The organism is Vescimonas sanitatis, assembly GCF_049060325.1.
In the GTDB taxonomy this organism is placed as follows: Bacteria; Bacillota; Clostridia; order Oscillospirales; family Oscillospiraceae; genus Vescimonas; species Vescimonas sanitatis.
This window is the reverse complement of sequence record NZ_JBMGPW010000004.1, coordinates 1-23845: the sequence shown is the minus strand read 5'-3', so window position 1 is coordinate 23845 and position 23845 is coordinate 1. Positions and strand designations below refer to the sequence as shown.

General features: G+C 53.0%; 29 protein-coding genes and 1 pseudogene. 19 read left to right on the top strand and 11 right to left on the bottom strand.

All coding sequences use genetic code 11. The features are described 5' to 3' along the window. Positions 1-33: 33 nt before the first annotated feature. The 7 genes from ACOMDU_RS06015 to ACOMDU_RS05985 form a co-directional block, all read right to left on the bottom strand. Positions 34-411, bottom strand: coding sequence for a NisI/SpaI family lantibiotic immunity lipoprotein (locus ACOMDU_RS06015; protein ID WP_421129526.1), 378 nt, complete (start codon positions 409-411; stop codon positions 34-36). Continuing rightward, a complete protein-coding gene (locus ACOMDU_RS06010; protein WP_025580193.1) occupies positions 404-1147 on the bottom strand; it encodes a lantibiotic immunity ABC transporter MutG family permease subunit in 744 nt (247 codons plus the stop codon). The genes ACOMDU_RS06015 and ACOMDU_RS06010 overlap by 8 nt, the downstream gene beginning before the upstream one ends. A gap of 2 nt (positions 1148-1149) precedes the next feature. Beyond that, positions 1150-1896, bottom strand: coding sequence for a lantibiotic immunity ABC transporter MutE/EpiE family permease subunit (locus ACOMDU_RS06005; RefSeq protein WP_008705323.1), 747 nt, complete (start codon positions 1894-1896; stop codon positions 1150-1152). Next, positions 1897-2601 (bottom strand): lantibiotic protection ABC transporter ATP-binding protein, encoded by a 705-nt coding sequence (locus tag ACOMDU_RS06000; RefSeq protein ID WP_025580190.1) that lies wholly within the window; start codon positions 2599-2601, stop codon positions 1897-1899. It lies immediately after the preceding gene. A gap of 296 nt (positions 2602-2897) precedes the next feature. Then, positions 2898-3275, bottom strand: coding sequence for a TnpV protein (locus ACOMDU_RS05995; RefSeq protein ID WP_337593369.1), 378 nt, complete (start codon positions 3273-3275; stop codon positions 2898-2900). Then, positions 3272-3517 carry a hypothetical protein gene (locus tag ACOMDU_RS05990; RefSeq protein ID WP_337593368.1) on the bottom strand — a complete coding sequence of 82 codons (246 nt, stop codon included), beginning with the start codon at positions 3515-3517 and terminating at the stop codon, positions 3272-3274. Before ACOMDU_RS05990 ends, ACOMDU_RS05995 begins: the two co-directional genes overlap by 4 nt. Before the next feature lie 237 nt (positions 3518-3754). Beyond that, a complete protein-coding gene (locus ACOMDU_RS05985) occupies positions 3755-4729 on the bottom strand; it encodes a hypothetical protein (RefSeq protein ID WP_337593367.1) in 975 nt (324 codons plus the stop codon). Positions 4730-5965: 1236 nt separating this feature from the next. Between ACOMDU_RS05985 and ACOMDU_RS05980 the strand changes: the two genes are divergently transcribed. The 3 genes from ACOMDU_RS05980 to ACOMDU_RS05970 all read left to right on the top strand — a co-directional run bounded on the left by ACOMDU_RS05980 (position 5966) and on the right by ACOMDU_RS05970 (position 8769). Continuing rightward, positions 5966-6781: a hypothetical protein gene (locus tag ACOMDU_RS05980; RefSeq protein WP_421129522.1), complete on the top strand. Its 816-nt coding sequence runs from the start codon at positions 5966-5968 to the stop codon at positions 6779-6781. 106 nt (positions 6782-6887) lie between these two features. Then, positions 6888-7565 carry a hypothetical protein gene (locus ACOMDU_RS05975; RefSeq protein WP_421129521.1) on the top strand — a complete coding sequence of 226 codons (678 nt, stop codon included), beginning with the start codon at positions 6888-6890 and terminating at the stop codon, positions 7563-7565. A 283-nt stretch (positions 7566-7848) separates the two neighbouring features. After that, a complete protein-coding gene (locus ACOMDU_RS05970) occupies positions 7849-8769 on the top strand; it encodes a DUF6329 domain-containing protein (protein ID WP_421129520.1) in 921 nt (306 codons plus the stop codon). 100 nt (positions 8770-8869) lie between these two features. On the opposite strand, the gene ACOMDU_RS05965 is transcribed toward ACOMDU_RS05970, so the two are convergent. Next, complete coding sequence (locus ACOMDU_RS05965; protein WP_421129518.1) at positions 8870-9394, bottom strand: GNAT family N-acetyltransferase; 525 nt, start codon at positions 9392-9394, stop codon at positions 8870-8872. Between the two features lie 98 nt (positions 9395-9492). On the opposite strand from ACOMDU_RS05965, the gene ACOMDU_RS05960 reads away from it, so the two are divergent. From ACOMDU_RS05960 to ACOMDU_RS05950, 3 genes are all read left to right on the top strand, one after another. Beyond that, a complete protein-coding gene (locus tag ACOMDU_RS05960) occupies positions 9493-9969 on the top strand; it encodes a hypothetical protein (RefSeq protein ID WP_421129516.1) in 477 nt (158 codons plus the stop codon). Between the two features lie 125 nt (positions 9970-10094). Beyond that, a complete protein-coding gene (locus ACOMDU_RS05955) occupies positions 10095-10847 on the top strand; it encodes a hypothetical protein (RefSeq protein WP_421129512.1) in 753 nt (250 codons plus the stop codon). Between the two features lie 72 nt (positions 10848-10919). After that, positions 10920-12806 (top strand): SpaA isopeptide-forming pilin-related protein, encoded by a 1887-nt coding sequence (locus tag ACOMDU_RS05950; protein ID WP_421129510.1) that lies wholly within the window; start codon positions 10920-10922, stop codon positions 12804-12806. A gap of 75 nt (positions 12807-12881) precedes the next feature. Here the strand turns inward: ACOMDU_RS05950 and ACOMDU_RS05945 are convergent, their stop codons facing one another. Further along, a complete protein-coding gene (locus ACOMDU_RS05945) occupies positions 12882-13208 on the bottom strand; it encodes a nucleotidyltransferase family protein (protein WP_421129508.1) in 327 nt (108 codons plus the stop codon). 93 nt (positions 13209-13301) lie between these two features. Here ACOMDU_RS05945 and ACOMDU_RS05940 point away from each other — a divergent pair, with 93 nt between their 5' ends. Then, positions 13302-14213, top strand: a complete 912-nt coding sequence (locus tag ACOMDU_RS05940; RefSeq protein ID WP_421129506.1) for a SpaH/EbpB family LPXTG-anchored major pilin — start codon at positions 13302-13304, stop codon at positions 14211-14213. Here the strand turns inward: ACOMDU_RS05940 and ACOMDU_RS05935 are convergent. Continuing rightward, a complete protein-coding gene (locus tag ACOMDU_RS05935; protein ID WP_421129504.1) occupies positions 14197-15210 on the bottom strand; it encodes a hypothetical protein in 1014 nt (337 codons plus the stop codon). The genes ACOMDU_RS05940 and ACOMDU_RS05935 overlap by 17 nt on opposite strands. Beyond that, complete coding sequence (locus tag ACOMDU_RS05930; protein WP_421129502.1) at positions 15207-15764, bottom strand: RNA polymerase sigma factor; 558 nt, start codon at positions 15762-15764, stop codon at positions 15207-15209. Before ACOMDU_RS05930 ends, ACOMDU_RS05935 begins: the two co-directional genes overlap by 4 nt. 90 nt (positions 15765-15854) lie before the next feature. On the opposite strand from ACOMDU_RS05930, the gene ACOMDU_RS05925 reads away from it, so the two are divergent. The 12 genes and pseudogenes from ACOMDU_RS05925 to ACOMDU_RS05870 all read left to right on the top strand — a co-directional run. Beyond that, entirely contained in the window at positions 15855-16220 is a 366-nt protein-coding gene (locus tag ACOMDU_RS05925; protein WP_421129500.1) for a class C sortase, read from the top strand. A 29-nt stretch (positions 16221-16249) separates the two neighbouring features. Continuing rightward, positions 16250-16465, top strand: a complete 216-nt coding sequence (locus ACOMDU_RS05920) for a hypothetical protein (RefSeq protein ID WP_421129498.1) — start codon at positions 16250-16252, stop codon at positions 16463-16465. A gap of 1 nt (position 16466) precedes the next feature. Further along, positions 16467-17447, top strand: a complete 981-nt coding sequence (locus ACOMDU_RS05915) for a DUF4314 domain-containing protein (RefSeq protein ID WP_421129497.1) — start codon at positions 16467-16469, stop codon at positions 17445-17447. Continuing rightward, entirely contained in the window at positions 17440-18606 is a 1167-nt protein-coding gene (locus ACOMDU_RS05910; protein WP_421129495.1) for a hypothetical protein, read from the top strand. Before ACOMDU_RS05915 ends, ACOMDU_RS05910 begins: the two co-directional genes overlap by 8 nt. A gap of 94 nt (positions 18607-18700) precedes the next feature. Continuing rightward, a complete protein-coding gene (locus tag ACOMDU_RS05905) occupies positions 18701-18994 on the top strand; it encodes a hypothetical protein (protein WP_321044916.1) in 294 nt (97 codons plus the stop codon). Further along, on the top strand, positions 18987-19952 hold the full coding sequence (locus tag ACOMDU_RS05900; protein WP_421129493.1) for a DNA adenine methylase: 966 nt from the start codon (positions 18987-18989) through the stop codon (positions 19950-19952). The genes ACOMDU_RS05905 and ACOMDU_RS05900 overlap by 8 nt, the downstream gene beginning before the upstream one ends. 12 nt (positions 19953-19964) lie before the next feature. Then, the gene (locus ACOMDU_RS05895; RefSeq protein WP_421129491.1) at positions 19965-20339 is read left to right on the top strand and encodes a hypothetical protein; all 375 of its coding nucleotides are present in this window, start codon (positions 19965-19967) and stop codon (positions 20337-20339) included. Beyond that, positions 20326-20763, top strand: a complete 438-nt coding sequence (locus ACOMDU_RS05890; protein WP_421129489.1) for a DUF3849 domain-containing protein — start codon at positions 20326-20328, stop codon at positions 20761-20763. Before ACOMDU_RS05895 ends, ACOMDU_RS05890 begins: the two co-directional genes overlap by 14 nt. Positions 20764-20774: 11 nt before the next feature. Beyond that, positions 20775-21116 carry a DUF3852 domain-containing protein gene (locus tag ACOMDU_RS05885; protein ID WP_421129487.1) on the top strand — a complete coding sequence of 114 codons (342 nt, stop codon included), beginning with the start codon at positions 20775-20777 and terminating at the stop codon, positions 21114-21116. Positions 21117-21202: 86 nt separating this feature from the next. After that, on the top strand, positions 21203-22429 hold the full coding sequence (locus tag ACOMDU_RS05880) for a HipA domain-containing protein (protein WP_421129485.1): 1227 nt from the start codon (positions 21203-21205) through the stop codon (positions 22427-22429). A 76-nt stretch (positions 22430-22505) separates the two neighbouring features. Continuing rightward, positions 22506-23405 carry a conjugal transfer protein TrbL family protein gene (locus ACOMDU_RS05875; protein WP_321044988.1) on the top strand — a complete coding sequence of 300 codons (900 nt, stop codon included), beginning with the start codon at positions 22506-22508 and terminating at the stop codon, positions 23403-23405. Then, positions 23402-23629 (top strand): annotated as a pseudogene (locus ACOMDU_RS05870) (DNA cytosine methyltransferase); the annotation flags it as partial. The gene ACOMDU_RS05875 and the pseudogene ACOMDU_RS05870, both read left to right, overlap by 4 nt. Between the last annotated feature and the right edge of the window lie 216 nt (positions 23630-23845).

Here is a 23845-nt window from a genome sequence, read left to right as displayed (position 1 = left end):
CACCTCCCGCCCCATTATACCACATTGTCGAAGTTACTCATCATTATTTTTAATGTCAGCTTTCCGATATTCATTGTTGATATTTACAGCTACGGCATTGCTTATATCCACATCCACAATACTGTAAACGTAGCCGAAACTGAAATCTTCCCCCGCCACATTTTTGAAGCGTTTCGATACCTGCCCGATTTCTTCTTGCAGTTCTGACATTTCAAGACATTCATCCGTTATGGTATATGTCAGGCCGTTATATGAAATTTCATCATAGTTTGCGGCGTTCAGCTCATAATACGGCAGAGATTCATTTAACGCCTTATTTTTATCGGCGGTATCGCGGAGCGCACCGCAGGCCGATAAGTATATAAGACTTACAAGCACAATTACCACGGCAAACAGGCACTTTTTATTCACTGTTTTTACCTCCCTCCCAACCATGAAACCAAACCAAACTGGCAATCAGCAGACAAACAGTGCAGCATACAGAAATAATCATACCGCTGAAAAAATCGGTTTTTACCTGTGCATACAGTTGGGGGCTATCCCATGCAAGCACAGTGTAATCCATAGCACGAACGCCCCAGGCCCAGGGAATATATTTCCATGTAGCGTCACCAAGCCCTGTTATCATAAGGGCAGCTATTAAACTCCCTGCAATTCCCAATCCCATAGATGCACCTTTTCCGAAGCTCATTCCCACAAACAAATGAATCAGGTAAATGGGAAGCATGGTAATCAACAATAGAATCCCTGCTTTCAGGTAAAGGCTTGCCGGAGCATCCCTATATAGTGCAGCGAATGTTCCTAACGCTAAAAATGTTGCGCCAAAAGCACAGATCATCAGAAAACCAAGTTTACCAATATACGTTGCCATGCGAGATGGGATTGTTCCCAACAAAAGCTGATAATGCCCGGCCTGATTTTCGATCTGAACAACCAGGCCCACAATAATGCCGATCAGAAACGGGAACGCAACGGCCAGCACTTCCAGATAGGCACTGATTTTGGTTGCCAGTTCCCATCTGGATATATGATAGTAACCCGCAAAAATCGCCGCACATATAATCGGAATCATGCTGTGCATATAGAGCAAAATGCTATGTTTACACTTCTGATATTCTGCTTTCCAGCAGCGAACCACAGATACCATAGTTACCCCACCTCCTTTTTCTCAAACCATCTTGCAGTTAAAAATGACAGCGCCGCAAACCAGGCCAGCGAAATGACCAATACAAGTATAATCATCCAAAATGCCATTGCCGTACTCTGATCTGCAACCGGCTCACCATTAGGCAAAATACCTAACACGGAAATCATAAGATGCGGCACCCAGCTATACGGGCAGATCATCCACAAAGAGGTTGTAGCCGTGAAAATCCCTAAAACGCTTCCAAGTCCGGCATTAAGAATAACCGTGACAAAGATACCAACTTTTTTTGATAACCATAAGCACAGCGGAACTTCCCATAGGCTTGCAATGACAATACAAGCTGTTCCGGCCGCAGCCTGCCAAATTCCGATTGTCAGGGGAATTTCGTTGATAACTAATATTGCAAAACCGCCCAACAGATTTAGCGCCAGGAAAATGAAATTCCCCACACAGGAGTAAATACCGGCCACTCCAATTTTTGCTTTCCAGACTTTGTTCTGCGAAACAGGCAATGAAGCAACGGCACGATATTTTAGCTTGCCATTATCCCGCTGTTCAATCAAGGCACAGGTGAGCGTAAGGAATCCAGGATAAAGCAGGATATACCACCAATTATAAGAATTGAGCTGGAACCAAAGAGGGGCAAAAAAGTTCATAAGCGCAGTTACAAACGGGGCCAGAACGATCAGCGTTTTTGTGAAAGTTCTCTTATGCTTTAGGTTCTCTGCCTGAATATATGCCATCTCCATTTAATATCCCTCCTTACCATTTCTGCGAATAACATCCATAAAGAGTTGTTCCAAATCTTCACCGGCGCGAAGCTCTCCCTCATATCCAAGGACGCCGCCAGCAATGATACCCACATGATCTGCAATCTGCTGGACTTCTGACAGAATATGGCTGGACAAAATAACTGTAATCCCTTTGCAGGGAAAAGAGCGAATTAACTCTCGAAGTTCCTCAATCCCTAAAGGGTCAAGGCCGTTAGTCGGTTCATCCAGAATCAAAAGCTGGGGACTGTTCAGCAATGCAATAGCAATACCAAGCCGCTGCTTCATACCAAGAGAAAACTGCCCGGCCCGTTTCTTGCCGGTATTCGTGAGCTGGACAATTTGCAATACCTCGTTAATTCGTGCATCGTCCAGGCCGAGCAATGTAGTTCTGACTTTGAGATTTTCGTATGCAGTCAGATTTTCGTAAAGCGGGGGCATCTCAATCAAAGCACCGATATGCTCCAGATCATTCCGCTTCCACGGGTGGCCGTCAAACTCGATGCTTCCCGATGTGGGGCGCAAAATGCCGGTGAGCATTTTTAAGATCGTGGATTTGCCAGCCCCATTCGGCCCCAGCAGACCATAAACCGAGTTGCGCCGGATGTTCAGTGACACATTGTTTACCGCCATTTGCCCCTTGAAATTTTTGCAGAGGTCAGTCGTTTTCAAAATCATATCCATATAATCAAGTCCTTTCTTTGATTTTACGGATAGCATACCGGGCAATTTTGAAGATTTCATAAAGATTCCCGAAAACAGAATATGAACAATACACCGTAACCGTAGAGCATATCGCAACAAAGCACCAACCTACGCATTTAGGCCTTAAAAAGCCCTATAGGGGTGTTTTTCGGGCGTTTTCTCCGGCTCTTGACTTGGAGAAAACGGAGATTTTTCAATGGAAAACGCTCCGGCGATACATTCCTCGTCCGAAGCGTTCCCAGCATCAAATATGCGTTTTTTCCGGCTCTTAACCGTCAATCATAAATCAGCTCATGCATGATGATTTCCTCTGCTCGGCTGCGGATGGAGTTCATGGACTGCACCCATAACATCTGATTTTCCGCTTTCATAGCTTCGTCTACGCCCTCGGCTTCTGCCATCTGCTCAATGATAAGACTGCATCTTTCCGTTGCCTGCTCGTTCAGATCGGCAAGGTAGGTGTGCAGTTCACCTGAGAGGACAAGGGTCGAATAGAGGGCAGGGCAAAACTGTCTCAAATACGCCCTGTGAAGATTGCCCCACCTGCCAATGGGACGGTGTTCCTCCGGCAGCTTCCAGTCCGGCACATAGTAATCGCCTACGAGAATGTAGTCGATGCCGTTTTCGTGGATTCTTGGCTTCAATTCCTTCATGCTGGTACTTCCTCCTGTCTTGATTTCTTTTTGTGGTACTCATCTCTGCGCTTGGCAAGGGTGGCTTCATATCGCCGGATGGCTTCGGGATCTCCGGCTTCCGCATCGGCTTTCATTTTCTGATAATGGGGCTTGTTATCCCCTGCAATCGGGGAAACGCTGTGCGCAATAATTTCGTTATTGAAGGTATCCGGCAGCAATGTCCATTCCCATTGCTTTCCCATGCTTTTCAGAACGGTCATGTCAGATACAACGAGTTGAAGCGGGGCTTTTGCATTCCTCTGAATGAGCTGATGAAAAAGAAAACGGCGTGACTTTCGTCACGCCGCCCCTTGCAAACACAAGGTTTTCACCATTTTTTGATTTTACTGTTTTACGACAACCCGGTATTTTGTGAGTGTCTACTTTCAGTTTATAGGTGCAGCTTCTTTTGAAGCTGCACCTGATCTTTTTAAAATCTTTCGCTTGTCTGCCCAGAATCAGAACTCCGGAGTGCTGTTCACAGCTCTCTGGCTCTGCATGCGATAAGTCACCTTGGCCATCTTCCGGTTCTTTACGGAGCTGATGATGGTGGGGATTGCGCCGATCAGTGTGAAGGCATACAGCTTGATAAGCTCACCGGTATAAACGCCGCCGTCCAGAATTTCTTCGTCAATGAGGTAGGGGATAGCCCGATAGGAATCTGTCAGACTGGCCTCAAAATACTTGGCAACAGTAATGGCCCAATCCAGCCGATAGCCCACATAGGTCATTGCCAGCATCAGCACACAGGCAATCACAATTCCCTTGGTGGACAGACGCCCGCCCAGAAGCTCATATCCCTTCAGCGTGCAGACAGCCAGCACAATGCCAGACAAAGCCGCTACATAGCCCAGCTGTCCCAGCAGCACAATGCAGCCCACGCCCAGCAGGCATCCCAGTAGAGCGCCCACCACACCGGCCAGCACATTCTCCGGCTTGCCGGCAGATTCCTGCTGAATCTGTTCCTGATTATGGCCCAGCTGCTGATAGCAGCTGTCACACAGCAGGGACGGAACCCCTGCCATGATGCATGCATCCGTGTCCGCCGTCTGCCCGCAATTTTGGCAGCAGCTCTGGTAGCCGCCGGTGCGCAGGAGGGATACCACCTCGCCCGTGACCTGCTCCAGCTGGTCAATTTGCTTAAAGCTGCCGAATCGGGGCTTCAGGATAAATTCCACCCGGCTGCGGCGAATGGAGTAGTTTACAATCAGCTTGTTGCTCTTGACAAAAGCCTTGATTTCCGCCGCATCCGGCTCCTGTCCGCTGTGAGTCAGGGAAAAAACAAGAGAAACAAAATTCTGGTTGCTGGTGCTGCGCATCAGCATCATATGCAGGCCGCCCTGCATCCCAAAGAGAATGCCGCTCTGCGCGTCTGCTGTCAGGTGAAGCCGCTGGGCCACCTGATCCAGATAATTCTGCTGGGATTTACTCATGTTGAAAACTCTCCTTATCTTTCTGTGTTTCAGCCGCCGGACGCAGGCGGCAGACCGGTACACATAAGCTGGCCTCGATGAGTATAGCATAGAAACCATGTGTAGTCAAGTGCACGGCACCTCCAGCAGTTCCCGAAAGCCATCGAAATGATAGATAGGCTATTGTGTTTGTTCCGCACCAATAGTGCCCACAGATCTCACTTCGTTTTCACAAGAGATAGGGTCCGGCATTTTCTGTTCTTTTTCTCTTTTGCTTTACCGTGCCGTGTGGCATCTGTGGTTGTGTTTTCCCACACTGGCTGATGGAGATTTTGGGCACTTGGATTTTTTGAGTTCGAGGTAACTCGTCGTTACATTTCTCGATGCTCTACAGCAGTCTTTTCGTTAGCATAGGTAGTTGCCCCGGTCTTAATTTTAAAAAACACAGCTCTATACACACGGTATAATCAGCGACCGAGTTTTATGTTTTTGTAATAAATATAAATGGCAGCACACTTGCATCTTCCGTGTGTTGGCCTTTAATACGCTCACCCTCCGATGACTGCCCATCTTGGCTGGCGAGAGCGTCAACTGGTACACCTGCATCATTGCCGAGTGTGTGGTGCTTATCTTTGCTGTGATTCTGATGAAATACTTCGAAAGAACCGACCTCGTGTTCAAATATCTGCAGTATTAAAAGGGAAGAAGTTATCCAATTATAGCTTTCTCTTTTAGATTAATTGTTTTAAACAAGATGGCGGCTAACCATACTCGTCGTCTTCAGACGTTTCTCTTTGTCTATTGCATCCCATTCCCTGCACTGCCCCTGCCAAAGAAAGCGGTTGACGATTTTCCTCACTTGGTCTATCATAGGCGTATGTAGATTACCACCTCGTTTAGATGATATCGACGCACATCTCCTGTGACCACAACACGTACCACATACGCTTCCGGGACACATGGTTACAACGGGAAAAAGAGGCCACAAGACCATTTACATTCCAGCCGAAAGCGCTGGAAATGTTTGAAAATCAATACAAATCAGAGCTTTTAATTCGTTCGCATCCGAGAGGTCGAGGGTTCGAATCCCTTCAGGTCCACCACGAAAAGCTGTGAAATTTCATATTTCACAGCTTTTTTGCAACTTTTTGAGAAAATTTGTGTGGATGCGAACCGAGCGTTTCCGGCGAATTTTGGTATATTTGGGGGAATTCGCCCCCGAATGGTTCGCATCCGTGTTATGGGAGAGGGGACATTATGAACGAAAAGCAAATGCATCGAGATGCTACGCTCGAACAACTTGCGAAAACCGTTGCATCACTCCAGTCATTTGATTACGATACCTTTGACGCAGCACGAGAATCAGTCAACATAGACGGAGCCGAGTATGTGTTCGACAAACTGTCTCTCTGCGGGTATGCGCACAATTTGAGCGCACGCGATTACCGCACTTTTGGCGAATATTTGTGTCAGTTTTTGGAAGAAGATAGATTGTCCGATGATATGAAAGCTCGAGAAGAATATGCGGTTCTATTCGACTTGTCCTCGCACTATAAGGAACTCAGGAGCACGAAAATTCTTAAAATTGAGCGGCCGGATTTCGTGCTCGGAAATTCCGGTGAAATTGGCATTGAAGTTACACGACTGACAACCGAAAGCGAGTCTGTCATGCGGAGAATCTCAAAAGAAAATTTTGGGAAAGGACGCACTGCGGCGGATATTCGGGAAAATGCGAAAAAAGTACATGGCGGAAAAGCTGAAAACTACTCATACTTCGATTTGGGCGAAGCGGTGGCGGTTGGAGAGAGCCTCGTCGACCTTTCGGAGAGATACAAAATGTACTCCGAAAGAATTGTGAATAAGTACCACAAATACAAAGAGTTATTCTGCAAGTATAAGAAGTTTATTGTTCTCTGCAATGCGGTCGGATCGTTCTGCTTGACATCCAAAGAGATATCGGAGGAAATACTTGCCCTCGCCAAAGAAACTGAACCCAATTTGGGAGGATTCACGCTGTGCATACTTCGGACAGATTCGGATGGTAAGAGCGAGGTGGATTCATTCTGCCTATAGAATCGCATAACACGACATAAATATGGGGGCAGAGCGTCGGCTTGTTGGTTTCGTAGAACCATCGAGCCGGCGCTTTTTTCATTTACAAAGCAAGGAGGATCACAACATGAATGACCACAACGCAAAACAGCAGCTCCGCTACCTTGAGGAAGTCTGTGCGTGCCTGCACCGTGCAGGCTTTGAAACCCAGCCTCTGGAGAACTCGCAGATACCTGTTCAATGGAATGGCACACCTCTCTGCCACATCACCGGCAAGGGCAGTGTGTTCTATCGGCGGGAGGATGTGTCCACGCCCCAGGCGGAGGAAGCCCTCATCCGTGCCGAAGACATCGCGGCTCGGACACTGGAGTACATGAATGCTATGGAGACTGCCCCGCAGCTCAAAGCCAGCGGGCTGGAGGGCGATTACCGAATCCTTACCGACTTCAACGGCACAGTGCTGGCGGGAACACATAGCAAACACGGCGTCCAATTCGTTACATGGGATTGGGACTATGACCGCACGGGCTTATCCCACGGACACTATTTCATGGAGAACTATAACGGAGCCAAGCAAAATTTTGCCATACGAAGCGGCCTCATCCACAAGGAGCAGCTTTTCAGCCCAGAGCAGATGACAGAGATCTACCGCTGCTGCGCCGACTCTGTAGACGGTGATTTTTTCGACCTCACCGCCGAACAGGAAAAGGTGATCCGAAGCGTACAGCAGCAGATCGAGGATTGTGTGCCGGATTTGGCCGAGCGCATCCGGCAGCAGGAAGACGCGATGGAACAGACAATGTAATAATGTAATACAGAATGTCACGGGACGAAGTTTGAAGGGTCAGACTTCGTCCTTTTTGCATTTTATGGACAAAAGTCGGAGGAAAACATGATCGATGGGATCAGACGCAGTGTAGACAAACGCACCTGCACGGCATTTGTGCCGACGCCGCCGGAGCCGGTGTTTTGCACTGAGAACGAACGATGCCGCGGATGCCCGTACCCCGCCCACGGTGTCATCTGCTGGCATCGGGATGGGACTTGCCTGCGGACAGATATGGAGAAAATCGAGAGGAGGCAGAAGAATGATACTTAAAGCAGATTTTCGCTGCAAGCAGGTCGCGCTAGAGGTGGAGGCTTGCGTGGTGGAGAAGGTGGTCGAACTTTCCACCGCAGAGTTTGACCAGTTCTGCCGGTCGATGCTGGAGAAATATCCGTTCATCAGAGAGGCCAGGGCTTCGCTTCACTATGATGACGGGATGAGGTATGGTTTCCTTGTATTGGGAGTAGGCCGAAATGATGGCATCCTTGTTGATACGCAGGGAGCGGATTATGCCCGGTACAGTGCCTTTGTCCCCAACGCCCGCAGCTTGCTGACGCCGGATATGGGGATCGACCGCAGCTATCTTTCGCCGGCAGAGCCTTGGCGGGATGAGAGCAGGGATGAAATGCTCCGCATGACGCTGCGCGTCGATGGAAAGCCGGACTACACCCTCGTCCTCCCCGCTGATGAGGAATACCTCGACGCGGTGAAGGATTACCTCGATATTGATGTTTTCGCGGATGCCATGCTCTGTGATATTCGCTTCAAGGTGCCTTACATCGGTGAGCTGATCCGCGATACGGATTGCCCCGCCGTGGAGGATTACAACGATTTTGCCGAAGCCTTGGAGGACATCTGGCAGCAGGACGGGATGCTCCTGACCTACGCTGCCGTGCTGGAGGCCGAGCGGCCGGATACGCTGCGCGGAGCCTGTGAGCTCCTGCGAGATCTGGACAACTACCAGCGCATCACGGAGGATGCCTATGGTTACGGGCAGCAGCGATTGCAGGAAACGCTGGGGCTGGATGATGAGGCCATCTATGAGCTGGACGGCTACATGGATTTTGAGAAATACGGTCAGGACTGCATGGAAAACGACTGCGTGACAAAAACGGAGTTCGGCCTGCTGCGGCGCTTGGACCCGCCCTTCCCGGAGCAGACACAGGGGCAGAGGATGATGTAAGCAAAAGCGGCTCGATCCATTTGGAACGAGCCGCTTGGTAGGCAGACAAACGGGAATTTGTTTGTACAATGTTCAAGATATAACTGTTATTATGTCTTGATTAGAGTACAAACTCATATAAGAGGAACTTCCTCGGTACCCCAATATCAACATATGTGATTTCAACCGTATCCACATACTTAAATCCAAACGACATATACATTTTCTGTGGAATATCATTTCCCTCTATGCAATCAAGACGAATTGATTTAAGGTTTCTTTCCCTTGCTGTGTCTATTGCGTGTTGAACTAACTGCTTCGAGTATCCACGACCTCCATATTCCGGAAGGACACGCAAGGCATGAAGAACTACTGTCTCGTTATCATTTGCATCAATAAGCCATTTAACTGCGTGATACGCCTCATCACGATCATGATTCATAATATACGCCGCAACAATTCGACCATCTTCAATACCGATAAACTGATTTCTCTCTTTGATTGCATCTTTGATCATTTCATCTGGAGGGAAACCACCTTTATCTCCCTCCGGCAGAAAATCTTTTTCGCTCAAAACTTTACACATACCGTCATAAAACTGTCGCAATTCTATAAAATTTTTCTCTTCTGCATATCTGATAATCATAGAAATCTATCCCTCCAACTTCCGATTTGTTTGCCACATCATAGCACACCCTCAAAAATGTGTAAAGCCAAATTCTACACCGAAAGGAGATCTTAACCTTGAAAGATGCAACGCAATTTCATATCCGCCCTGCCCGCCCGGAGGAGGCGGGCTTATTTTATACCCCGCACCCCGAAGAAGATAAGCGGCTGGGTACCGTTGGCCACGTCCGCATGGACTTCGGGCGCAGCGGCAACGAGTTCTGGCATACATGGTGGCCCCGTGGCCCGGAGGAGCTGAACAGCCCCGCATTCAAGCTGGAGCTGCAGGAGGTCGTGGACACGCTGCGGGAGAGTGTGCTGAAAAGCCGCTTTGCTATGGAGCGTTTCTGTTATGATCACGGCGGCAAAATCGACGGCGGCTGGACACAAAACTACGGTTACATCGTGGAAACCGAGCATTACCGCTACTGCCTGCGCTGCAATCCGTCCCCCGGAGATTATAACTGCTACTGTACGGCCTATGATCTGGATGTCCAGCGGCAGAACATGGCGTGGGAAGAAGTGCCTCACATGGAAATAGAGGGCATGATATGAGCATGGGAACGGCTTGTGCCAGAGGGCCTCCCACCGTAATAGGTCATTGTAGATCTTTCCGTTGACTTACGGATGGTTGTGTGGTAGTTGTTTGTGCTACCAAAAACACGAAAGGAGAAACGCACATGAAAAAGAGGATCATGACACTGATGATGGGGGCACTCCTGCTGCTCACGGCCTGCGGGCAGACGAGGGACAACTCCACATCGACGATGCTGCCAGTGGCGGCGGTGCAGAGCGCAGCACAAGGTGTGGCTGGTGTAGCGGACAAGACGGCGGACAAGGCTGAAATGCCGCAGAAGGAGGAAAAAACCGAGGACAGTGCGGATGCGCTGCTGCCTGTCGAACGGGTGGATACGCCTACAGATGCAGAAGCGGAAAAGAATCTTGCACCCGCTGCACCGAAAGAGCCGGCAACACCCGCGCCTGTGCCGGAGGATACACCTGCTTCCACACCCACGCCGGCACCTACACAGAAGCCGGCAGAGAAACAGGAGGAACAACCTGCGCCTGCGCCTACGCCCGAACCTACGCCCACGCCGAAGCCTGCCGCCAGCGGGGACATCTACTCCATCGCGGAGGCTATTCAAGCAGGCAACGAGTACGCAAGAGCGCAGTACGGCGTGACCATCGACACCAGTATGACCGCCGCCGACTCCAGCTACTTCCCCGGCACGGCGGACAGCGTGGCATGGCTGGCGGAGAACGGTGGACAGGCGGCACTGACCGCCGCGGTGCGGGGTAATGTGGACGCCACCTTCGCCTGCCTTGCCGCTATGGACGGCGCGGAAACGGTCAGTGCGTATGCGCGGTTCAACTGCACCGTCCGCTACGATGCGGCATCGGACGAATACATCGTGGTGGTGCTGTACGGATAAACCAACTGAATACCCGACCAAAAGGCCGACAGCGTATGCTGCCGGCCTTTTGCGTTGGGAGAAAGGACGAGCATGAAGAAAACAATTCCTAAGCTGTTGACGCTGGTGTGCCTACTGGTGGCTGTCATGGGATTGTCCGTTGTGACAGCCCACGCCGCCACGGTCACGGGCATCGTCAGCAGCGGCAACGAGTACCGCTACCACGAGGACAAGACGCCTGTGTCCCAGTGGGGGCCGTACACCAGCAACAAGCTCAAGTATTTCACCCGGAACGACACCGGGGAGACTGTCCCGGCCTACTGTATGGAGCCGGAGGTGCGCTCCGCCAGCGGTGATTTGCAGTATTCCTCCACATCGTGGAGCGATTTGACGTGGAATCAGCGGTATGCCGTGACGCTGGCTATGGCCTACGGTTATGGCGGCAATTACGGCTTCAATATGCACCCGGACTGCGCGCAGCTGGCGACGCAGGCGGTGGTGTGGGAGTTCGTGTGCGGCTACCGCAGCCCGGTGTATCCCTACGCGCTGTATGATACCACCTGCGCCAACCTGTTCCATTATGCGGGCGACGACGTGGCGGTGGCGTACAACATCATTATTGACCGCATTATGAACCACGGCAAGATCCCCAGCTTCGCGGTGAAGTACCGTAACCAGCTTTCGGACGCCAACGCTATTACGCTGACATGGGACGGCAGTCAGTATGTGGGTACAGCCACCGATACCAATGGTGTGCTGTCGCAGTATTACTTCAGCACCAATATCAGCGGTGTGACGGTCAATCAGAGCTGGAACACGCTGACCGTGACGGCCACAAAGGACGCAGCGGCGCAGCTGAACGGCTATATCAGCAGCGACTACGGCTACTCGCTGGATGTGGCGGGCACGGAGTCCGTGCTGCTGGAACCCAGCAACGGCAGCGGCTACCAGGCGTGTGCGGCGCTGACCTCGCTGCCTGATCCCGTGTGGGCGTATATACACTTTAAGGTCAACATTGTGGAGGAGAAGGGCAGCCTGACCATCAACAAAGTCGATGCGGAGACCGGCAAGGCGCTGGCGGGCGTGACCTACCGGCTGTACGACAGCGCAGGGAAAAAGGTGGCAGATGTGACCACCGGCGCGGACGGCAAGGCAGTGCTTGCTGATTTGCTGCAGGGCAGGTATAGCTATCAGGAGATCAGCGCTCTCTCTGGCTATGTGGTGGACAGCACTAAGTATCAGATCAACATTACGGCCACGGCGTTGAATATTACGGCGAAACGGACGAACGCGCTGGCAAAAGGCAGCCTGACCATCAATAAGGTAGATGCCGAAACAGGCAAGGCGCTGGCGGGCGTGACCTACCGGCTATACGACAGCACGGGGGAAAAGGTGGCAGACGCTACCACCGGCGCGGACGGTAAGGCGGTTTTTGGTGATTTGCCGCAGGGCAAGTACAGCTATCAGGAGATCAGCGCACCCAGCGGTTATGTAGTGGACAACACCGAGTATCAGATCACCATTACGGCCACAGCACTGAACATTACGCACAAGCGGACAAATGCGTTGGCAAAAGGCAGCATTACCGTCCGCAAGTTGGATGCCACAGGCGCACCTCTTGCCGGTGCGGAGCTGCTGCTGGAGACCTCCGCAGACGGCGAGACGTGGGCGGAGGTCGGCAGAGTGACCACTGACAACATAGGCATCGCCAAGTGGGAGAATCTTAAAATCGGTGTTCAATTCCGTATTACCGAAGTAAAAGCACCTGCGGGGTACACCCTGATGACCGAGCCGCTGTTCACAGGAACGTTGGACAGCAATAACCGAGACATTACCATCACTGCCTGCAACAACGCAGGCTTCGTCCTGCCCTTCACAGGCGGTACGGGATTTACAACCTATTTCCTGTTTGCAGCACTCATGCTTTGCATGGGTGTTTATTTTTGCAAAAAATTAGCCCGCCGCAAAACGGCAGGCTGATGGTTCAATTCTGAAAGGCTTGTAGCTGCTGTTCACAGAACTCGCATAGAGCCTCCGTGCGCCAATCGCTGGGCATCAGGCGGCAACATACAGATTCACCCTTTCTTTCAGCACCGTATCACGGAAGCGTACATCGTTTTCCATTTGAGGCCGCTGCTCCAGCGAGCTTACCGTAATCAGGTCAATGCTTTTTTGGAGCGCGTCTTCCAAGTCGCAGTACACAGCGGAAAGCGAGAGGAGACTCTTGATGTTTGTCCCCGAGGTGTCAATCAAAAGGTCTATGTCACTGGATTCGGTCGCCGTGCCGCGGGCATAGGAACCGAACAGATAAACCGCCTTCAGCCCGTACTTCTGTGCAACAGGCAAAATACGCTGCGCGATTTGCTCCACGGTATAGACCATCTGCAATCACCTCCTTCGGATTGATACCACCAGTATACCCGTAAAAAGTGAAAAACTCAACTCAAAAATTATGAACAAGGAGAACAACTGAACATGAAAAAGATCCATCGCCTATTGGCCATGCTCATGGCCACTATCATGGCTCTGAGCCTCATCACCACAGCATTTGCCGAGCCGACCATTGACACCAGCAAGAAAGCATCCCTTTCCATCTACAAGTACGACATCACCACGGCCAGTGCGGAGGGCGCATGGGACACTGGGTCCTATGTCAGCACCGGCCTGCATGACGACGCGGTTATCGACAAGCTGAGCAAGTACGCCATTCAGGGCGTAGAGTTCACATACCTCCGCGTGGCCGACATCACCATGAACAATGAAGTGTTGGACGGTCAGCGCACGGTGGGTGTGCTGTATGGCTTTGATGGCTCTGAACGCAGCAACGCCGTGCTGTCTGCCATCGGCCTGACCGGCGCAGACGCTCACAAGACTGAGGATGACGTCAACTACTTCACCAGCGATGTGCTCAACAACAAGCTGTCCACCGCGCTGACTGCCAATGCCACCACCGTGAAAAATGCGCTGGAGGCCGCTGCCAAGAACGGCGGTGTTGCCATGACCGAAACGGATGCCACCGGACACACCTCCGCTTCCAATATGGAGCAGGGGCTTTATCTGGTGGTGGAGACTCGCGTCCCTGAAAACGTGACCTCCACCTGCAATCCCTTCTTCGTGTCCCTGCCCATGACCACCATGGACGGCACAGCATGGAACTACGATGTCACCGTTTACCCCAAGAACCAGACCGGCAATCCTACGCTGGATAAGACCGTGCGTGAAGCAAAGAACTCCACCTGCAAGAATACCGGCAGCCTGACCGACATCCAAAAACCAAGCTGTGATCCACCTAAGACCAGTAACCACCAAGGGAGGGACTTCCGTCCCTCCCTTGGTGGTTGTCCAGCAGTTTGTCGCAATCGGGGCGGGCTTATGCCGGCAGGTTGATATGACCGATTTTATCCAGCGCAGAGAGATCAACGCTTTCCACATATGCTTTGATCTCGTCATCGCCGAGAGAGTCACCCGGCTGAGAGACCAGGCTGATAAATGCGTTCTCGCCGTTGTAAAGGACAATGAACTGATGGTTGCCGGAGTAAACAGACACTGTCTCGCCGCGCGCGGTGGTATACGACCACTCGTGATATTCATGGGCGTCATCCAGAGAAAGGCAGTCGATGCTCATGCTTCCCTTCACCCGGCGGTTTATGGCAACGGTGCAGAAGCTTTCTTCCTCGCCGCCGGTGCTCCAGTCATCCCCGTAGGAGAAGGAGCCGTCGTTCCATACCCGATAGTCGGGGACGCCCTGCCGGGACGGGCTTTCCAGCGTCAAAAAGCCATCGCTGCCGATGATCTCGCAAAAGCTCGTATATCCGGAGCCTTCGTATAGAGCGTCCCACGGCTTGAGATCGTATTTCTCGCTGATCTCAAGGAACTTGTTGACCAGCGTTTCCGTGTAAAGGCCGTTGTAGACCCTCCCAAGGGCTTCGCCCCAGTCCCCCAGAGGCTGGTGCAGCGCATCTCCGTTATAACCGTTTGCTTCGTAGGAGCTGGAGAAGGCGTTGAACTCGCGGGAGGCCTCGTATTCGGGGGAGCCGATGCAGCCCTGCATGCTGATGGTCATTCCGTCAGCCAGCTTTTTGCCTGCATATTCACCGTTCACATAGTTGTCGGAAACGATCTGGCTGCCCATCACAGCGTCTCTGATACCAAACAGATTCACCGCGTAGGCCCCCACGCACATGGCGCACAAAAGCGCTATGACAGCCGCCGCCACCAGTACCGATCTTCTGACAGGTCTCTTTTTGTGAATCGTATAGTTTTCCATGTTCATAATCTCCTTTTCGGCATCAGATGCCTCAACCGTCTGCATCAGGTCGATGGCATCCAGTATAAATTTCGGATCAATATTGTTGAACCCGGACAGAAAGTCAAACGATGTCATAGCAAGCCCTCCTTAGATAAATATAGCCGTAATTTCTGCCTGGTTCGGAAAAGTGAGGTTTTTACTTTGCTTTGTGAACACTTGAACCTCAAGGCAATGTCCGCTATGGAAGCAAAGAACCAGTAGCGGCACACAAAGATATTTCGGTCGTCTGCTGAGAGTGTGCAAAGAAATTGATTGACCGCCGCGGCAAACTCCTTCCTCTCGCATTCCGCTTCCACGGAATCACCGGAAGCGATGGTGTCCTTCAGCTCGTCCAATACAAGATCAAACTCACCGCCGCCGCGTTTCCGGGCGTACTGCTCCCGCAACTTCATCAGGCTGAGATTTCTGACAATGGCTGCCGCAAAAGCCTGAAAACACGTTGGCCGCTGTGGGGGAATGCTGTTCCATAGGGCCATGTATGTATCAGACACGCATTCTTCCGCGTCCTGCGCGTTGGATAGGATATTGAGAGAAATTTTCATGCAAAGCCTGCCGTACTTTTCATCGGTACAGGAGATGGCCTCCTGACTTCGCTGCCAGTATAGATCAATGATTCTTTCGTCCTCCATGACGGCCTCCTTTAAGAGCTCTCATCCAGTAAGTTGCAAAAAGCGGTGGACAGGTTACAGTTTTTTCAGCGGTGAATGTGGCAGCGCAAAATGCCCGAGGATAAACGGTGTCATCGTCATATTTTAGCGTCTTTCCGTCCGACAGGCAAGGAGAGGTACCGCAACGCCGCAGACAAGGGTACGATCCAGGTCATTGCCGGACACCGGGGCTGGCGCGGTGCGGACTACTTCCGGTATATCGACCGCTTGCAGGCGGGCGATACCGTGAGGCTCACCAACTTATGGGAGACGCTGACCTACACCGTAGCTGACATTCAGATCATCCAGCCCCATGAGGTAGATAAGATCAAGATACAGCAGGGGTGCGACCTGCTGACGCTTCTGACCTGCCACCCCTACGCCAGCGGCGGGAGGCAGCGCTTTGTGGTGTACTGCGAGAGAAAGGAGGTGAGATAACTATAAGCATTTTCGGCAAGGTGACCTTCGTGGGAGACGATGACAGCCTCTATGACGATGCAGACGCCTTCCTGGACTGCATCCGTAGGGAATTGCCATATTTTAGTACCTCAGGTTTCCGCTATGAAGTCCTGACAGACGATCCCGCTATCCGCAAGGCAGCAGATGACATCCTGTTTGACTTTCTTGGTGAGGAAAACCCATGTGAGCTGGAAGACTACACACAGACGATGGGAGGAATTTAGTATGAACGTAAATCGGGAGATGCTGACGTTCCTGCGGAAGCAGTACCCTGTGGGTACACGCATCCGGCTGGACTCCATGCAGGATCCGTATGCACCGGTGGAGGCTGGCACGACGGGGAAACTGGACTATATCGACGACGCCGGGCAGTTTCATATGAAATGGGACAACGGACGGACGCTGGTGCTCATCCCCGGCGTGGACAGCTTTACCGTTTTACCGCCCGAGCTCAGAATGACGAAGCTATATATGCCGCTTACCGCCGAGCTTTATGAGCCGGATGTGTATGGCAATATGCAGGAAGAACCGGAGCTGCTGACCGGACACGACCTGACCGCGTATGAGGATCATATCCGCAGCGCACTGGTGAAGTATCGGATGCCGGAGGAGACCACCCGAGGCATCATGCACTGGTACGATACGCCGGACAGTGTGAACGACAAGGTGCGCTCCGTTACCTTCGACGTGGAGCGGCGAAACGGCAAGCTGTGGGGTATCGCGGAATGTCAGATCAGCGGCGAGTTGTCAGCGGCAGAGCTGACCACGCTGAAGGAATATATTGAAGGACAGGCGTCGGACGGCTGGGGCGAGGGTTTCGAGCAGCATGAGATCGCCGTTGGACGCGGCAGCGAGCTGTATGTGCACCTGTGGCAGGATCACGGTTGGAGCATCCAGACGGAGCGGGAACGCTTCTGCGCCCACTTTGAAAAGCTGCCGGAGATGTGCTTCACGCTGCTGCCGGGCACAGGACAGCTTATCTGCATCAAACGCGGCGAAAGCGGGTACTACCCCAGCGATTGGTCTACCGGTGACGCCCGCGAGAACCGCCGTATCGCGGATGAGCAGAACAGAAAGAGGGGCGTGACGCCTGCGCAGGAGGAGGCCATGAAGATCGGCAGCATGTGCGGCTGGGATGTACCCGGTGCAGACCCGGACAACTGTGAGGACATCGTACAGCGCCGTGGGGGGATGGAGCTTGGATAAAAAGATTATCTCCATATACATGGGCAATCCCGACAACAGCAATCACGCGGAGCTGGAGCTGCCCGCCACGCCATGGGAAATGGTGGATGCCATGGACAGACTGCGTCTGTCAGCTGGACAAGAACCCTATTGGCAGGTGGAGGACATGGGCCGATATGAATTTCTCGCCCCACATCTTGATGGGTACGATTTGTACCAGTTTAACGCACTGGCAGAGAAGCTCCGTACATTCGGTGATGTGGATGCCGTGGCTTTCGAGGGTCTGGTGCAGATGGAGCTTAACAATCTGTATCAGAACAACGGCGGTGATCTGACGCTCCGGCGGGTACTGGATCTGGCATACAGCGTGGATTGCTGTCATGTGGTGCCGGGGATCACGGACGATGCAGCACTGGGACAGTTCTACGTGGAGAACGATTTTCTTCCGGCTTTGGCAACCGTGCCGGACAGCGTATTGGAAATGCTGGACTACGAGAAGATCGGCAGATCGATGCGTGAGGGTGAGGGCGGCGTACTTACGCCCCGCGGCTATGTGATGCAGGAGTCCGAGCTGCGGCAGGCCCCGTCCAACTTGGGCAGACCGCCACGAAAGCCGCCGTATATGATCTATTTCCTCTGTGTCAGCGACATCCGTGCTGTAAAGTTGTACCTACCCGCAAAGCAGGCGGAGCTGGACGCCGTACTGGACTGCCTGGAGGTGGACAGCTGGCAGGAGGTGCGGCTGGAGGAGTGCGACGCCGCCATGCCGGAGATGTGGCACTTCACGGATATGGCCTATGACGGCATGGAGCAGATCAACCGATTTGCACAGTGCCTGGAGGAACTGGACAGAAATAACGAACTGATAAAGTTCAAGGCTGTGGCCGGTCAGCTGGACATCAGAAGCCTGGACGATGCGCTTGCACTGGCAGAGCATCTGAGCGAATATGCCCTTGAGCCGGGGCTCTATTCTCTGGAGGGATTGGCGAGGGAGGAGCTCTCCGTCATCGTGGGAGACCCGGATGGTGACCTGCTGATGCGGTATCTGAATATGGACGCCTACGGCGCAGCGCTGTTATGGCGGGATAAGGGAGTTTTCAGTGACTACGGCTATATCTGCCGTCCGGACGGACAGCCGCTGCAAGTACCGCGGCAAGGCGTGGACATGACCATGCAGTAAAATTTAACAACAATGGGGCCGCTTTCCGAAAAGGGATGGCGATCCCTCTTTTTGCGCCCTTTTCGGTGAACGGTCACCGGAAGGGAGTGCAAGAATGACGAAGGAAACCGTCGCCCTGTATCTGGAAAATGGATTTAAGGGGCGCAGAAATGTGATCAGCAGCCGGGAATTGGAGCGTGTGCTGGGCATCAGCGGGAACGAGCTGCGGCGGCGCGTCAACCGTCTGCGGCAGGACACCGTACCCATCGCGGCAGACCAGCGGGGCTACTACTTCGCGGAAACGGCGGCGGAGGTCTATGATACCATCCGCGGCTTGCAGAAAATGCGCAGCGGACTGGACGCGGCTATCTCCGGACTGGAGCGTGCGTTGGAGAAATTTGATGCGTGACAGCCTGATAAAGCTCATGCCTTGGATGGGCGGTAAGGGACAGCTTATGTGGGCCATACAGATGCTCTTGCCCATCCATTATAAAGCACTGGTGGATGTGTTTGGCGGCAGCGGTATCATCACGCTGAATACCGCCGTGCCGAAGGGGTGCCTGCAAATATATAACGACCTGAACCACGACCTGTATAACCTGCTTTTCTGCGTCAAGCACCGCCCTATGGCCCTGACGAAAGAACTGAGCTTTCTCCCCATCAATGCCCGTGATGAATTTGATGTGCTGCGCAGACAGCTGCAGGGCGAGGACTTCACACAGCTGTATCTGGATGAGGAGCTGCAGCTGGCAGAGCAGATGTTCCCACCGCCGGAGGCGGAGGAGGTCAAGCGGCTGCTGCAAAGCCGTGCGGAGCTGTCGGATGTGCGCCGCGCCGCCGCTATCTACAAGCTGCAGCGATACAGCTATAACGGCAACGGCGACAGTTATGGTGTGAGCTCCTGCGATATACAGCGGTTTTTTCGGGATATTTGGGAGTGTTCTCACCGCCTGAAGGATGTAGCGCTGGAGAATAAGGATTTCGAGAGCATCATCACCACCCATAATGACCCGCAGACCACGGTCTACTGTGACCCGCCCTATTATGAGGCGGAGCGTTACGCGGTGGAGTTTCCCCGCAGTGACCATCAACGGCTCCATGACGTACTGGCGCAGCACAAGGGCTTCGCCATGGTGTCCTATAACAACTGCGACTATATTCGCAGGCTCTACGAGGACTTTTTCATTTATGAAGTGGAGCGTCCCAACAGCCAATCCAAGAAGAAAAATGACATATACCGGGAATACATCATGACCAACTATGACCCCCGTGTTTTTGCATCGCAGATGACGATATTCGGCGATTACAGCAGCGATGGGAAGATATGCCGACTGGTGCATATCCCGGAACGACCTTTGAGAACTTGAGGAGGATCTATCATGAAGAACGAAATGACACTGGACAAGACCGGCCTGACCATCCCCGGCAGTGAGTTGGCAGAATGCGGCATGGCGGGCGTAGATCTGTCTGCCCAGATGACGCACAGCCTTCTGCTGCTTATGCCTCGTGAGATGACAGCGGTACAGACGGCAGACGCACTGGCCGGACTGTTTGACGCGGCATCGCAGCTTGTGTCTGCCCTGCTGGACGCCTGTCGTATGCCCTGCTGCAAGGACTGCGATTCGGACGTGAGGGAATTTGACCTCGATGCCGTGCCTGCGCCGATCCGGAAGCTGCTGCTGGATAGCGGCTGCTGCCCGTCCCTGCTGGAATGCTATCTGGAGGAGGGAGATGTGGTCTATGCTGCCGAATGAGGCAATGTACCCCTACACGGCGAAGGAGGCAAGGGACAGGGGCGAACTGGAGCTGTGGCGTGCCAATTTTCGCACCAACTGTGCCTGTGCCGGGGCGATAGAGCTTGCGATCCATCGGGACTTTGACGGAATGTATCTCAAGGACGGCTGCGCCAAAAGCGTCATTGACCAGTACGGCTATAGGCGTGTAGGGTATGTGCTGGCCAACACCTTGCAGCTGCACGCCTATGACGGACGCTACCACGAAACGAACAAGAGATGGAGCAGCGCCATCTTTATACCTGAAGACGGCGGACACCGCCATACCTTCCTCATTGGCAGCCATCCCGCTGTGCTGGACGGCTTCGCCAGTGACTACCGAGCGGAGCTGGCAAGGCTGCGGCAGAACCAGGACGCATCCACTATGGGCGAAATGACGATGTGAAGGAGGAAGCTATGAGATATGTGAAACGTGCAGTGCTGGTCTGCGGTGCGGCGACGCTGCTCTGCTGGTTGTTTTCCGTGGCGGCCTACGCCACCGGCAGGGGCGATGTTGCCGGAGCCGTGGAGAGTACATGGGCGGCGGCATCAGGGCAGATCAAGACCGTTGTCAACAATGTGGTATTTCCTGCCATTGATATGATCCTCGCCATTTTCTTCTTTGTGAAGCTGGGTACTTCGTACTTCGACTACCGAAAGACGGGCCAGTTTGAATGGACGGCACCGGCCATTCTGTTTGCCTGCCTGGTGTTCACGCTGACGGCGCCGCTGTACATCTGGGACATCGTGGGTGTGTGACCGCGATGTCTGAACATTTTTCGGTTGGCTTTTTGCAGAAAGCGTGGTAGAATAACATGGAAATGACTGAGAAAAGAGGTGGCACGATGCAGTATACGCTGATGCACAAGAACATCGCAGTCCTCGATATGGAGCTGGATGAGGTGACAAGTTCTATCCAGCGGATCGACGCGGTGTATCGTTCGGAGCATCTTCCTGTGGCAACAGCCTCAAGGCGGGACGGTGTGGATCGTGCCGCGCTCAATGCATGGTGGATCGACCGCTGCATTCCCGCCAGCCGTTCCGGTGTGCGAAAGGCACTGGAAACACTGAATCTGCCCAATACGCAGGTGTTGCTGACACGCTGCTTTGGCCTGAGCCTCTCAGACCAGTACTGGGTCAGGCCCTGGGGCAGCGACCTCCAGTGGGAGCGTATCAACTTTTTCGAAAATCCCTTCTCAGAGGATATCGGTGATGTCCTGCTGGGCAAGGCCACAGACGCGGCGAATTTCGATTTCAGCTCCCCTGACAACACGTCGGATGGCTATCTGAAGAAGCGATGGAAGATCATCGACGGGAAGCGGTGTCTTCTGAAAGCAGGAAGCAATCCCTTTATGCAGCAGCCGTTCAACGAGGTGATCGCATCGCTGGTGGCGGAGAGACTGGGCATTCCCCACGTCCCCTATACACTGCTCTGGGATGATGACACGCCCTACAGTGTCTGTGAGGATTTCGTTACGCCGGACACGGAGCTTGTCAGCGCGTGGCGCGTGATGCAGTCCGTGAAAAAGGACAACAACACATCGGTCTACCGCCACTATCTGAACTGCTGCGAGGCGTTGGGTGTGGAGGGTATGGAACACGCGGTGGATCAGATGATCGTGCTGGACTACCTTATCGCCAACGAGGACAGGCATCAGAACAACTTCGGACTACTCCGCAGTGCAGATACACTGGAATGGTTGGGCGCCGCACCTATCTTCGATAGCGGCTCCTCCTTGGGGTACGATAAGCTGACACCCCAGATCCTCTCCGCCCGTGCCATTGAGTGTAAACCATTCAAAAAAACGCACCATGAACAGCTCAAGCTGGTGACCTCTTTCGGCTGGATCGACTTTGATAGGCTGAGGGGCGTTGAGCAGGATATCCGGGACATCTTGGATCAGGCCGGTGAGTATGTGGACGAGAGCCGTAAGGCTGCGATCATCTCTGCATTTTCCTCCCGGCTTGGACAGCTGATGGTCTTGGCGAAGGTGCAGCGGCAGGAGGATGACGTGGCACAGGATGTGGAACAGGACAGGGCGCAGGATTACGGCTTTAAGATGGAACTGTGACCTGCAACATAATACGATAACAGGAAGCACTCTGCTGACGGCAGAGTGCTTCCTGCGTTTATGGAGGTGAGAGCTTATTTTTATTTGGGACTTTGTAGCCGATACGGTGCTGGGTCAGATCGTGGACTGGTTCTACGGTCAGATCGTGGGCTTTCTCGGCAATTTCTTTTCGGAGATGGGAAACATGGGCGCCGAGCTCTTTGCCATGAGCTGGGTACAGAGCGTGGTATTGTTTTTCTCCTATCTGGGCTGGGCGCTGTTTGCCATAGGGCTGGTGGTAGCCTGCTTCGAGTGCGGCGTGGAATATTCCGGTGGCCGCGGTAATGTCAAGGAAACGGCTTTGAATGCCATGAAAGGTTTTCTGGCGGTCTCCCTTTTTACACAGGTACCGGTGCGTTTGTATGAGCTGGCGGTATCGCTGCAGGCCGACCTGACGGCAGGCATCACCGGCTTTGGGACGACCAGCATCGGGGATGCGGCGAAAGCGGCGCTGGAGGATTTCAACGCCGTGGAGAGCCTGACATCTTCCGGACAAATCATTTTGCGGGGCTTTGGCCCGGTAACCAGCGGACTTATGGTCATCTTCTGCCTTGCGCTGATGGCCTACGCGGTCATTAAGGTCTTCTTCGCCAACCTTAAGCGCGGCGGTATTTTACTCATTCAGATCGCGGTGGGCAGTCTGTATATGTTCTCTGTACCGCGCGGCTATGGCGACGGATTCATACAGTGGTGTAAGCAGGTCGTGGGTCTGTGTCTCACGGCTTTTTTGCAGGCCACCATCCTTGTAGCTGGCTTGATGGTGTTTAAGGATCACGCGCTGCTGGGCCTGGGACTTATGCTCTCTGCCGGAGAGATCCCCCGTATCGCCGGTGCGTTCGGGCTGGATACCACCACGCGGGCCAATATCTCCTCGGCTGTCTACACGGCACAGAGCGCGGTCAGTATGGCGCGGACGGTGGTGGCCGCGGCGAAATGAGAGTTATCACCATGGGAAGTCTTTTCGATGGAATAGGAGGCTTCCCGCTGGCGGCCATCCATAACGGCGTTGTGCCCCTGTGGGCCAGCGAGATCGAGGCTTTCCCCATCCGCGTTACAGCGGAACGACTGCCGGGGATGCTGCACTATGGGGATATCACGAAGCTGCGCGGGGACGAGCTGCCGCCCGTGGACATTATCTGCGGCGGCAGCCCCTGTCAGGATTATGCCGAGAAAATAGTTATTCCGAAGTCATTGCATAGAGTCTTGTAAAACAAGGATTCTCCGCAAAAACTTCGGAATAACAAAGCGGGCCTCATTTTATATAATGTGGACATGCAGACAACCGTCTGACACCACAAAATATAAGGAGGGCCTATGAAACTGATTGAATTAGACGCAACTGCACAGCGTGCCCTGGAGTTGTTAACCAATGCGGGG

Coding starts and splice junctions, on each gene's coding strand:
- ACOMDU_RS05895 (WP_421129491.1), top strand. CDS start 19,965: ATGAAGAACGAAATGACACTGGACAAGACCGGCCTGACCATCCCCGGC.
- ACOMDU_RS05945 (WP_421129508.1), bottom strand. CDS start 13,208: ATGGTCTATACCGTGGAGCAAATCGCGCAGCGTATTTTGCCTGTTGCA.
- ACOMDU_RS05935 (WP_421129504.1), bottom strand. CDS start 15,210: ATGACATCGTTTGACTTTCTGTCCGGGTTCAACAATATTGATCCGAAA.
- ACOMDU_RS05970 (WP_421129520.1), top strand. CDS start 7,849: ATGATACTTAAAGCAGATTTTCGCTGCAAGCAGGTCGCGCTAGAGGTG.
- ACOMDU_RS06005 (WP_008705323.1), bottom strand. CDS start 1,896: ATGGAGATGGCATATATTCAGGCAGAGAACCTAAAGCATAAGAGAACT.
- ACOMDU_RS05995 (WP_337593369.1), bottom strand. CDS start 3,275: ATGAAGGAATTGAAGCCAAGAATCCACGAAAACGGCATCGACTACATT.
- ACOMDU_RS05965 (WP_421129518.1), bottom strand. CDS start 9,394: ATGATTATCAGATATGCAGAAGAGAAAAATTTTATAGAATTGCGACAG.
- ACOMDU_RS05955 (WP_421129512.1), top strand. CDS start 10,095: ATGAAAAAGAGGATCATGACACTGATGATGGGGGCACTCCTGCTGCTC.
- ACOMDU_RS05985 (WP_337593367.1), bottom strand. CDS start 4,729: ATGAGTAAATCCCAGCAGAATTATCTGGATCAGGTGGCCCAGCGGCTT.
- ACOMDU_RS05950 (WP_421129510.1), top strand. CDS start 10,920: ATGAAGAAAACAATTCCTAAGCTGTTGACGCTGGTGTGCCTACTGGTG.
- ACOMDU_RS05885 (WP_421129487.1), top strand. CDS start 20,775: ATGAGATATGTGAAACGTGCAGTGCTGGTCTGCGGTGCGGCGACGCTG.
- ACOMDU_RS05975 (WP_421129521.1), top strand. CDS start 6,888: ATGAATGACCACAACGCAAAACAGCAGCTCCGCTACCTTGAGGAAGTC.
- ACOMDU_RS05990 (WP_337593368.1), bottom strand. CDS start 3,517: ATGACCGTTCTGAAAAGCATGGGAAAGCAATGGGAATGGACATTGCTG.
- ACOMDU_RS05905 (WP_321044916.1), top strand. CDS start 18,701: ATGACGAAGGAAACCGTCGCCCTGTATCTGGAAAATGGATTTAAGGGG.
- ACOMDU_RS05890 (WP_421129489.1), top strand. CDS start 20,326: ATGCTGCCGAATGAGGCAATGTACCCCTACACGGCGAAGGAGGCAAGG.
- ACOMDU_RS05930 (WP_421129502.1), bottom strand. CDS start 15,764: ATGGAGGACGAAAGAATCATTGATCTATACTGGCAGCGAAGTCAGGAG.
- ACOMDU_RS05940 (WP_421129506.1), top strand. CDS start 13,302: ATGAAAAAGATCCATCGCCTATTGGCCATGCTCATGGCCACTATCATG.
- ACOMDU_RS05980 (WP_421129522.1), top strand. CDS start 5,966: ATGAACGAAAAGCAAATGCATCGAGATGCTACGCTCGAACAACTTGCG.
- ACOMDU_RS05880 (WP_421129485.1), top strand. CDS start 21,203: ATGCAGTATACGCTGATGCACAAGAACATCGCAGTCCTCGATATGGAG.
- ACOMDU_RS05925 (WP_421129500.1), top strand. CDS start 15,855: ATGCCCGAGGATAAACGGTGTCATCGTCATATTTTAGCGTCTTTCCGT.
- ACOMDU_RS06000 (WP_025580190.1), bottom strand. CDS start 2,601: ATGGATATGATTTTGAAAACGACTGACCTCTGCAAAAATTTCAAGGGG.
- ACOMDU_RS05915 (WP_421129497.1), top strand. CDS start 16,467: ATGAACGTAAATCGGGAGATGCTGACGTTCCTGCGGAAGCAGTACCCT.
- ACOMDU_RS06010 (WP_025580193.1), bottom strand. CDS start 1,147: ATGGTATCTGTGGTTCGCTGCTGGAAAGCAGAATATCAGAAGTGTAAA.
- ACOMDU_RS05900 (WP_421129493.1), top strand. CDS start 18,987: ATGCGTGACAGCCTGATAAAGCTCATGCCTTGGATGGGCGGTAAGGGA.